We start from the raw sequence: 10,207 nt of genomic DNA on the forward strand, positions 1-10,207 counted from the left end.
TTAAAAATATAAAATAATTAGGATGATTATATGCATATTTGGACACTAACAAATTGGCGGAAATATTATAATCTAGAAGAGAAGAGTCATCGCATGGGACTACGAGTAAAATTCGATAAAGATGTTGATCCTGAAGTGAGAAGAGCTATTAAAGAGTTTTGTAAATGGATACGCCGAGAATATTTTTTTCCAATTAGAGTACCTATTTATGTGAAATCTTCATATAAAATAAAGGCGATGGATGGTGAGTTGGTCTATGGTACTTTCTTTGAACCATTTGATCGAAATGATGAGCCGTATATTCGTATTTCGACAGGAGATTATTACGATGAGCTAGAGAAGAGAGGGAAAGATGACGCTTTGGGAGGATATTTGTTTACTATTGCGCATGAACTAACGCATTATTTCCAATGGATTAATGATATAAGACTAACGAGAATTGGATATGAGAGGCAGGCTACTACTTATTCAGGATATATTATTGATGAGTATAAAGAAACTAGAGAGCATCCGTGAAATAGAAACTTTATAGATAATTGGAAGTATGATAATTAGCAATGGGCTTGAATGAATGCCCTAATATTTAGGGGCTATCCGGGATTAGATATCTGAGTTATTAAACAAAAATAAGTGTGAGTAATACGCTTTGACGAAAAGGTGTGTATATGAAATTTTATAACGCAGTATATCTTATAATTTCTTATGATGGTGAGATATTGAAAGAGAGGTACGAAAATGCAAGATAATGTACTGGAACAATTGATAAAGAGTCTCTCGGTATTATCCCTTGAAAAAGAACACGAAATAGCAGCAGTTGATTTACATGATATATATGAGAGCACTGAAAGATTCGAACAATTACTTGAAAATATTATGAACTCACAACAGTCTAAAGAAGACTTAATAGATGCGCTAATTGAAGTGGAGATAGAATTAGATCACATCAATTGGCATTACAAAAGCTTGAAGAAAAAGTTGGAAATATTGGTGAAAGATTAAAAAACACAACCTTATTTAAAAAGATAAGGTTGTGCTTTTTTTAATTTCCTTGCGGAGAAACAAGAGTAAACGTATCTTTCAAATCACTATCATTTATTTTAATATTTGCCTTTTTTAATTCCTCTTGTAACAATTTTTTGCTGAATACAGGATCAGCAGTACGTTCTTCCTCTAAGTTTTTGCGAATAGAGTCTTTCACTTCATCATAAGGCTTTAAAGCTTTTTTATCAGTTAATTTAATCACGTGATAACCGTTTGATGATTTTACGGGATTGCTAATTTGTCCAACATTTAGTTTGTAGGCAGCGGTTTCGAATTCAGGAGCCATTGTACCTGAATTGAAGTATCCAAGGTCTCCACCTTTATCTTTTGATAGCAGATCTTGTGATTCTTGTTTTGCTAATTCTTCAAATGAAGCACCAGCATCTAGTTTACTTTTTATTTCTTTCGCTTCATTTTCGTCACTTACTAAAATGTGACTCGCTTTAATTTCTGGCTTATAGTGGTCTTTTACGTCTTTTTCTGTAATGCTTTTCTTAATCGCTTCATTCATAGCAAGTTTGAACTTAATTTGATTTTTGAAATCCTCTTCATCTTTTAAACCATAATTTTCTAATACTTTTTTGAATTGATCTCCATATTGTTTTTTTACTTTTTCTACTTCTTTATTTACCTCTTCATCAGGTACTTTATATTTTTTTGTGATGACGTCTTGTGCCATCATTTCGTATAGCATGTCTTTTCCGTAACGATCTTTCAATTGTTTTTCGAAGTTATCCTTTGTAATGGTGGAGTCTGTTGCTGTAGCGACTGTAGCTGAGCCATTCTTTTGTCCGCAAGCAGATAGCATCAATATACTTATTAGTGCAGTAATAATGAAAATATGTTTCCCTCTCATGCCAACACCTCATCCGAATATGTTATCGCTATTGTAGAATATAGAAGTGAACATGAAGTGAATTTTTAATGTTTTTTCCTTTAAAATGTAAAAAAGTACATCAACATAATTGTTGATGTACGATGGAATCAAAGGTGATCGGTCTTTTTAGAGTATGCACGTTTACCTTGCTGAATATTTTTTTGCTCTTGCTCATTTTTTTGTGTGCGTTTTGCGTTATTATCGCGTGCTTTTTTGTCGTTATCACTCGTATGTGGCATATGTATCAACTCCATTTCTAAACGTTGTACGTTTATCATTTCCTTTTTCGTAAAGACTATGTATAGCGGTGCATTTATGAAGGGTAAAGGTGGATTCGAAATGGATTTGAAGTTGAATTATACTGAACTTATAAAGAAGTTAATCGTTGTAATCATCGCAGGTTTATTAAACGCGATTGGGATGAATTTATTTTTAACGCCAGCAAAAGTGTATGCGAGCGGCTTTGCTGGATTGTCTCAATTATTATCACAAATATTAGGTGATTTTTTATCGATTCACATATCTACGGGAGTATTGTTTAGCTTATTTAATATTCCTGTCGTTATTTTAGCGTGGAAAAAGGTTGGGAAGGCCTTCACCTTTTTTAGTTTTCTTTGTGTTATATTTATGACTCTGTTTCTAGAAATCATCCCTGTTAGAGCGGTTTCGAATGATATCATATTAAATGCGATTTTTGGCGGGATTATTTCGGCAATTGGAGTAGGGATTGCTTTAAAGTGGGGTGCTTCTACAGGTGGATTAGATATTATCGCCATGATCTTATCAAAAATAAAAGATAAGCCTGTCGGTACATACTTTTTCTTTTTTAATGCAATTATCATTATCGCTGCTGGCTATGTATATGGATGGGAAAAAGCGTTATATACGCTAGTGACTTTATATGTATCAACGAGAATTATTGATGCAATTCATACTCGTCATGTAAAGATTACAGCATTAATTGTTACGAAGAATGGGGCAGACGTAAGAAAGGCGATTCACTCGCGATTAGTAAGAGGGATTACAACGATACCAGCAACAGGTGCTTATACGAATGAAAATAAAGAAATGTTAATGATGGTTATTACTCGTTATGAGTTATACGAATTAGAGAGGATTATTAAACAAGTGGACCCAGGTGCATTTACAAATATACTGCAAACAGTTGGGGTGTTCGGATTGTTTCGGAAAGATTAAAGAGGACCAAAGTTGGTCCTCTTTTTTAATGTAAATTCGTAATGTTTTGCAATTGCTCTTGCATTTCACGGAGCTGAACTTTTTCAGCAGTTGAAGAGTTTGCGTAAGCGGATTGCAAAGCATTTTTTGCTCTATACACGAGATCTTGTTGCTCAGTACCGCTTGAACAAGATACGGCATTTTCAACAGCGTCTCTAGCTTGTTGGAATAGTAAGTTCCCCATTTAAACCCCTCCAAAAGAAGAGTTGCTTCTTGCTTTTTCTGCCTCAGCTAATGTACCTCTGTACGGGAATCTTGCATCATGCTTCATAACAGCATCGGCTCCTTGTTGGATAAAACGTTTTGATTTGTTCTTTTTACCCATTCGAAAAACCCCCTTTATTTAGCTGAAAACAATCGACGCAATGTCTCATGCGTCTACTTATAGTATGGACATTTGGCAGGAAACTATAAGTAGGGAATTTTTAGATTACAACCCAAGAACCTCTTCTAAATATAAAGCAATACCATCTTCTTCGTTCGTTAACGTCGTATGGTTTGCGAGTGATTTTAATTCAGGGATGGCATTTCCCATTGCGATGCCGTGACCAGCAAATTCAATCATTTCAAAATCATTATCTTCATCACCGAAAGCGATAATTCGCTCTTGTGGAATGTTGTAATGACTAGAAATTTTTTGTAATCCAACTGCTTTATTTAATCCGCTTTTCACAATTTCAATAATCGGCCAAGGTGCGCCCCATTTTCTATGGTCGATTACTTCCGCATGCATATCGGTTAAATGTTGACGAATTGCAGTAGAATGCTCGTCATGTGCGTCAATTAATAAGCAAGTTGGATGATCGTTTAAAATATTTAATAAGTCTCCCGTAAAAATCTTAGGAGAGCCGAATTCGAAAATGTGTTTTTTATCTTCATCAATTTCACGAACATACACATCGTCCATTACTTCCGCGTATATATTTTTTACGCCAAAATCAAAGCAAGCTCGGACAATTTCTTGCGCTGTTGCTAGCTCAAGAGGAGAGTGATGTGTTCCCCAGTTTGAATCAAGAGGATGATGTACGTAAGCGCCGTTAAAGTTTACGATAGGTGTGTTAAGATCAAGTTCTTTATAGTAATCATAACTAGCACGGAATGGACGTCCTGTTGAAATAACAACAATATGTCCCTGTTCCTTTGCTTTTGCAATTGTATGTTTCGTTCGAGTGGAAATTATTTTGTTGTCTGTTAATAAAGTGCCGTCTAAGTCTAATGCGATTAAATGTTGTTTGTTCATAATTTCACCTCTTATAATAATTTTTTTGTATCTATCTGTATTTCCGTTTTTAATATGCAGAAATAAGAGGTTAGACTCGGTGAAATCACCATAGATGGAAATTTCACTATATATCCATCTTACGTCTCAAAGTGCTGTGGTGTCTACTATTTATCGTTGGAAATTAAGAAAAGTCAACATCTTTTTAGAAAGTTCAAACAATGTTTCTTTCATTATGTACAAATTGTGAAAAGGGTTACATTGCTCGTGTGATGAGGCATATAATGAACATGTAATCTTCTCGTATATGTTTGACTCTCCTTTGAAACTAGCCTAGAGTAGGTTGGTTTCTTTTTTTTTCTACAAGTAGGAAAGAAATCCCTGCTTACGCTTGTGTCATTCATATATATGTACAAGAATGAGATGTAGTACTGTTTCCTAAACATGACAGAAAAGCTTTCTTTTAAAATGGATATACTAATGAGGCAAGACGTCATGGAAGGAGAATGAAGATGGGACAAAATCGCAGGTTTCGTTCTGGACAAAAAGCGCCGAATGATGGCATTTACGTAGAAATTGGTGAAACGGGAAGTATGGTGAAAGATCCGCAAATGGTGAAATTAACTGCCGGTGAAAAGTTTCCGGATAACACGAATCATAACCGCCAGTGGACATATAAAAGAAAACCGTAACAGAAGCCGCAATCATTATTGCGGCTTTTTTGTCGTTACACATTGTAATTTCATTTACCGTATTTTTTAGCAGTATAATGAATGCTCTCTTTTTCTTTTTCAAATAATAAGTTTGAAAATACATAGGCAAAATTATTGTATAAAAAAGTCAGTTGGCGTATAATCAAATCAAAGGTCAAAGAAAGTCAAACTTTTGGAGGGCTGTAAAGATGGACTTAAATCAAATGACAACAAAAACACAAGAGGCGATTATGAGTGCCCAATCTTTAGCGGTATCTCATCATCACCAAGAGGTGGATACTGTTCATCTATTACTTGCATTATTAGAAGAGCAAGATGGATTAGCAGTACGTATATTTCAAAAAATGAATGTTGATATAGAAGCATTAAAGCAAGGTGCTGAAAGTTTAATTAAAAAGAAACCTTCTGTAACGGGGAGCGGTGCAGAAGTTGGAAAATTGTATGTAACGAGCGCTCTGCAACAACTTCTTGTAAGAGCAGGAAAAGAAGCAGAAAAACTGCAGGATGATTACATTTCAGTAGAACATGTATTGCTTGCTTTTTCTGAAGAAAAAGGCGATATAAATCAATTATTTACAAGATTGCATATTACGAAAGATAACTTATTACAGTCTTTAATGACAGTTCGGGGGAATCAAAGAGTGACGAGTCAAAATCCAGAAGCAACTTATGAAGCGTTAGAAAAATATGGCCGTGATTTAGTGGCGGAAGTGAGAGCAGGGAAAATCGATCCTGTAATCGGCCGTGATAGTGAAATACGACGTGTAATTCGTATTCTTTCACGTAAAACGAAAAACAATCCTGTTTTAATTGGGGAGCCAGGTGTTGGTAAAACAGCAATCGTTGAAGGGCTAGCACAGCGTATCGTGAAAAAGGATGTACCTGAAGGATTGAAAGATAGAACGATTTTTGCGTTAGATATGAGTGCGCTCGTAGCAGGTGCGAAATTCCGTGGTGAGTTCGAAGAGCGTCTGCAAGCTGTATTAAATGAAATTAAAAAGAGTGAAGGACGCATTTTATTATTCATTGATGAACTTCATACAATAGTTGGAGCTGGTAAAACAGAGGGAGCCATGGATGCAGGAAATATGTTAAAACCGATGCTTGCGCGCGGTGAACTGCATTGTATCGGGGCGACGACGCTCGATGAATATCGCAAATATATTGAGAAAGATCCAGCGCTAGAAAGACGTTTCCAACAAGTATTAGCAGAAGAACCAACTGTTGAAGATACAATTTCAATTTTACGTGGATTAAAAGAACGCTTTGAAATTTATCACGGTGTAAATATTCATGACCGTGCGATTGTAGCAGCGTCAGTTTTATCAGATCGATATATTTCAGATCGCTTCTTACCTGATAAAGCAATTGACCTTGTTGATGAAGCGTGTGCAACAATTCGTACAGAAATTGATTCTATGCCAACAGAATTAGATGAAGTAACGCGCCGCATTATGCAGCTGGAAATTGAAGAAGCGGCTCTTGGGAAAGAAACGGATCGTGGTAGCCAAGAGCGTCTAAAAACATTGCAACGTGAATTATCGGATTTAAAAGAAGTTGCAAGTGGCATGAGAGCGAAATGGGAGAAAGAAAAAGAAGACATTCACAAAGTTCGTGACTTACGTGAACATTTAGAACGTTTGCGTCGTGAATTAGAAGAAGCAGAAGGCAATTACGATTTAAATAAAGCAGCCGAACTTCGTCACGGGAAAATTCCAGCAATTGAAAAAGAGTTAAAAGAAGCGGAAGAAATGGGCGCGCATAATAAACAAGAAAATCGTTTATTACGTGAGGAAGTAAGTGAAGAAGAAATTGCAGATATTGTTTCACGCTGGACTGGTATTCCTGTTGCGAAACTCGTGGAAGGTGAACGCGAGAAATTATTACGCTTAGAGCAAATCTTATCAGAGCGTGTCATCGGACAAGAGGAAGCAGTAAGCTTAGTGTCAGACGCAGTTCTTCGTGCTCGCGCTGGTATTAAAGATCCGAACCGCCCGATTGGTTCTTTCATCTTCTTAGGACCAACAGGTGTTGGTAAAACAGAACTTGCAAAAACGTTAGCCCAGTCTTTATTCGATAGTGAAGAGCAAATGATTCGCATTGACATGTCTGAGTATATGGAAAAACACGCCGTGTCTCGCTTAATTGGTGCACCTCCTGGATATGTAGGATATGAAGAAGGCGGTCAATTAACAGAAGCGGTAAGACGTAAACCATATTCCGTTGTTTTATTAGATGAAATTGAAAAAGCACATCCAGAAGTATTCAACATTTTATTACAAATGTTAGATGATGGACGCATTACAGATTCGCAAGGTCGTACAGTGGACTTTAAAAATACAGTTATTATTATGACTTCAAATATTGGATCTGCTCATTTACTAGATGGATTAGAAGAAGATGGTTCCATTAAAGAGGAATCAAGAGACCTTGTAATGGGGCAATTAAGAGGACATTTCCGCCCTGAATTTTTAAACCGTGTGGATGAAATTATTTTATTCAAACCTCTTACAACGAATGAAATTAAAGGCATTGTTGATAAAATTGTAAAAGAACTACAAGGTCGTCTAGCTGACCGTCACATTACAGTAGAATTAACAGATGCAGCAAAAGAATTTGTTGTGGAAGCCGGTTTCGACCCAATGTACGGAGCTCGTCCATTAAAACGATACGTACAGCGTCAAGTGGAAACGAAATTAGCACGAGAATTAATTGCAGGAACAATTACTGATAATAGTCACGTAGTTGTTGATGTAGAAAATAACGAATTAGTCGTTCATGTGAAATAAAAATAAAAAAGAGTTCGGATAAAATCCGGACTCTTTTTTTAGTGTTGTTCTACTGGCTCGTTTGGAATTGCAGCTGAAATTGCTAGTACTAACACAGCAAGAACAACTGAGAAAATAGACGCTTGGTTAAAGTCGTATGTACCGCCAGTCATAGAGCCGATTACATAGCTCATCATATGTACAAGTAAGAACGACCAAATTAATGCCCAAATGAAACGCATATTTTACACCTCTATTCGTTCAATCTGTCCTTATTGTAACACAATTGAAAAAAGAATATAGAAAAATATTTGTAGATTTTTCAACGCAAATTTGCATTCCGTTCATACATTATAAAAGAGTGGTTTTATATGTTTAGAAAATAAGGCGGGGGAAAAATGAGTATTACGGAACGTTTTTTTTACTTAGAAAAAGAACCATGTGTCATTTATTTACCGGAGAAGCCAAATGGATTTTCTGTTATGCTCCTCGGTGATTATAACTACTTTATTGAGAATGGTACAAGTTTATGGACACAGCATGCGGGTAGATCTTATTTTTTACATGGCCTTATTGAGCAAGGCTACACAGTCTTTTCTTCTAATTTATACGGAAGACATTGGGGAAACGACCAATCTGTTCGTCTAGCGAAACGTTTATATGACGTTGTGTTGAGAAAAGAGACATTGAATGCGAAAATGCACATTATGGCAGATGGTATGGGAGCACTTGTAGCACTCGAAATGATGAACAAATACCCTGAGTGTATACGCTCTGTCATTATGTTAAATCCGTGTTTAGATTTACCAGAATATGTGGAGTTTGAGAAAGAGCATAAGTTTTTTTACAAGAGACTCGTGAAGGAATTAAGTTTGGCGTATGATGCGAAAGAAGAAGAATTAGAATCAAAAATAAATAAGAAATCATTTACGCTTCTTCCATCTTGTGTACCTGTTAAAATTTTCGTATCAACACAAGAAAAAAGAGGAAGAAAACAGCAGTTGCGTAGATATGAGAAAATGAGGCAACTAAATCAATGTGATACTTCTGTCTTGTTCCATCTGCAAGATGTGAAATATAAAATGGTTAGGCAAACGACCGATTTCTTTAAAAAATATGAAGAAGAATTATGAAGCTCCCATATACATAAATGAGGAGCTATTTGTTTCAGAGGGAAAGGGTTGGTGGTATGGAACGCGTGCTAATTGTAGGTGCACTTACGTTTGTAGGTTATCACCTTGTAAATAAAATGATTGCAGAAGAAGTGGAAGTATATGGTCTTGATTTTGATGAATTCGATAGTATGACGAAAATTAATGAAGAGAAGTTATTATTAATTGGGCGAAATGCATTATTTACGTATTATTCGATAAGAGATGAAGATGGATGGAGATCGGTTGAGGAAGAGAGATTCGATACTGTTTACTTTTGCTTATATGAGCCAAATCAGCAAAGTGGATTTCGGAATGAAAGAGTCATATTACAATATTTAAAGCGAATTATAAGAATGTGTGAAGAACAAAAAGTGAAGTTAAATTTAATTTCTTCTATTGAAGTAGGCAGTACAGATGAATCCGAAAATAAGCGACTATTTTTGAAAGTAGAAGAAGGATTGAAAAAAGGGAATTTACAATATAGTGTATTTCGAGTTCCAACATTATATGGACCGTGGCAACCGTCCTTTATGATGTTTCATCAGCTTATTTTATCAGAATTAGGTGAAAAAGAGTGCCGTTGTACGATTGAGGAAAAGGGGAATGATTTACTTTACGTTGAAGATGTATGTGAATACTTATGGGAAAATGGAACGAACGGGGCGCATCTTGGTATATACAATTTACTTAGTGGTAAACAGTCATTATGGGAAAAAGGTATGAATCTTTTACGCGCGGATGATAAAGTAAATAAAAATAATAACGAAGTAAGAGATGAGGCTATCGAGGTAATTTCAATAAAAAGAAATACTCCGTTAGAATACGGTTTAAATAAGCAACTGGCACACATGAAAAAATATAAAGAGTTATACGAAGGGTAGTACGCGTGTTACACTATTGTATGTGAAAGTTTTAATGGAGAGGAAGAGCATAATATGAACGAAAAAAGCATGCAGTTTTTACAAATCGCAATGAAGCATTTACCGGAAGCAAAGGCAATTTTAGATGATAATGGAATTGCACTTGATATGGAGAAGGCACAGCCGGTGTTAGAGTTGTTAATGAAAGTTATGAACGAGGCCTATGAGCTCGGGAAAGCAGATAAAGAATAAAAAGAATAAAAAGAATAAAAAGCACCTTTTTAAGATGGAAGAGAGGCCCGAACCGTGGATAGAAGCGGTCAGGGCCTTTTTTATTCT

Annotated in this window: 14 protein-coding genes; 8 read left to right on the plus strand and 6 right to left on the minus strand. The window is 35.8% G+C overall.

Annotated elements, in window-relative coordinates; all coding sequences use genetic code 11:
- Positions 1-30 precede the first annotated feature (30 nt).
- Complete coding sequence (locus MR107_RS27635; RefSeq protein WP_048537982.1) at positions 31-516, plus strand: hypothetical protein; 486 nt, start codon at positions 31-33, stop codon at positions 514-516.
- Between the two features lie 219 nt (positions 517-735).
- Positions 736-999 (plus strand): hypothetical protein, encoded by a 264-nt coding sequence (locus tag MR107_RS27640; protein WP_048537981.1) that lies wholly within the window; start codon positions 736-738, stop codon positions 997-999.
- A gap of 40 nt (positions 1,000-1,039) precedes the next feature.
- On the opposite strand, the gene prsA is transcribed toward MR107_RS27640, so the two are convergent.
- Both prsA and MR107_RS27650 read right to left on the minus strand, forming a co-directional pair.
- Positions 1,040-1,897: a peptidylprolyl isomerase PrsA gene (prsA, locus tag MR107_RS27645; protein ID WP_001214214.1), complete on the minus strand. Its 858-nt coding sequence runs from the start codon at positions 1,895-1,897 to the stop codon at positions 1,040-1,042.
- A 128-nt stretch (positions 1,898-2,025) separates the two neighbouring features.
- Positions 2,026-2,157, minus strand: coding sequence for a DUF3941 domain-containing protein (locus tag MR107_RS27650; RefSeq protein WP_001120851.1), 132 nt, complete (start codon positions 2,155-2,157; stop codon positions 2,026-2,028).
- Between the two features lie 100 nt (positions 2,158-2,257).
- On the opposite strand from MR107_RS27650, the gene MR107_RS27655 reads away from it, so the two are divergent.
- Complete coding sequence (locus MR107_RS27655; protein WP_000364431.1) at positions 2,258-3,115, plus strand: YitT family protein; 858 nt, start codon at positions 2,258-2,260, stop codon at positions 3,113-3,115.
- Positions 3,116-3,140: 25 nt separating this feature from the next.
- Here MR107_RS27655 and MR107_RS27660 read toward each other — a convergent pair whose 3' ends face one another.
- The 3 genes from MR107_RS27660 to MR107_RS27670 form a co-directional block, all read right to left on the minus strand.
- Positions 3,141-3,338: a DUF3813 domain-containing protein gene (locus MR107_RS27660; RefSeq protein ID WP_000527407.1), complete on the minus strand. Its 198-nt coding sequence runs from the start codon at positions 3,336-3,338 to the stop codon at positions 3,141-3,143.
- Positions 3,339-3,479 (minus strand): hypothetical protein, encoded by a 141-nt coding sequence (locus tag MR107_RS27665; RefSeq protein WP_000516816.1) that lies wholly within the window; start codon positions 3,477-3,479, stop codon positions 3,339-3,341.
- 105 nt (positions 3,480-3,584) lie between these two features.
- Complete coding sequence (locus MR107_RS27670; protein WP_001041232.1) at positions 3,585-4,394, minus strand: Cof-type HAD-IIB family hydrolase; 810 nt, start codon at positions 4,392-4,394, stop codon at positions 3,585-3,587.
- 491 nt (positions 4,395-4,885) lie between these two features.
- Here MR107_RS27670 and MR107_RS27675 point away from each other — a divergent pair, with 491 nt between their 5' ends.
- Complete coding sequence (locus MR107_RS27675) at positions 4,886-5,065, plus strand: YjzC family protein (RefSeq protein ID WP_000531421.1); 180 nt, start codon at positions 4,886-4,888, stop codon at positions 5,063-5,065.
- A 209-nt stretch (positions 5,066-5,274) separates the two neighbouring features.
- Positions 5,275-7,875 (plus strand): ATP-dependent chaperone ClpB, encoded by a 2,601-nt coding sequence (gene clpB / locus MR107_RS27680; protein ID WP_000365401.1) that lies wholly within the window; start codon positions 5,275-5,277, stop codon positions 7,873-7,875.
- Positions 7,876-7,913: 38 nt separating this feature from the next.
- Here clpB and MR107_RS27685 read toward each other — a convergent pair whose 3' ends face one another.
- The gene (locus MR107_RS27685; RefSeq protein ID WP_001211116.1) at positions 7,914-8,096 is read right to left on the minus strand and encodes a YjzD family protein; all 183 of its coding nucleotides are present in this window, start codon (positions 8,094-8,096) and stop codon (positions 7,914-7,916) included.
- 156 nt (positions 8,097-8,252) lie between these two features.
- Between MR107_RS27685 and MR107_RS27690 the strand changes: the two genes are divergently transcribed.
- Genes MR107_RS27690 through MR107_RS27700 form a run of 3 tightly spaced genes read left to right on the plus strand, consistent with a single transcriptional unit; the run spans position 8,253 to position 10,120 of the window.
- Positions 8,253-8,987, plus strand: a complete 735-nt coding sequence (locus MR107_RS27690; protein ID WP_000028712.1) for a lipase family protein — start codon at positions 8,253-8,255, stop codon at positions 8,985-8,987.
- A 29-nt stretch (positions 8,988-9,016) separates the two neighbouring features.
- Entirely contained in the window at positions 9,017-9,889 is an 873-nt protein-coding gene (locus MR107_RS27695; protein ID WP_002164601.1) for an NAD-dependent epimerase/dehydratase family protein, read from the plus strand.
- A 54-nt stretch (positions 9,890-9,943) separates the two neighbouring features.
- Complete coding sequence (locus MR107_RS27700) at positions 9,944-10,120, plus strand: ComZ family protein (protein WP_001986215.1); 177 nt, start codon at positions 9,944-9,946, stop codon at positions 10,118-10,120.
- Positions 10,121-10,207: the final 87 nt, after the last annotated feature.

The organism is Bacillus cereus group sp. BfR-BA-01441, from assembly GCF_022663075.1.
In the GTDB taxonomy this organism is placed as follows: Bacteria; Bacillota; Bacilli; order Bacillales; family Bacillaceae_G; genus Bacillus_A; species Bacillus_A cereus.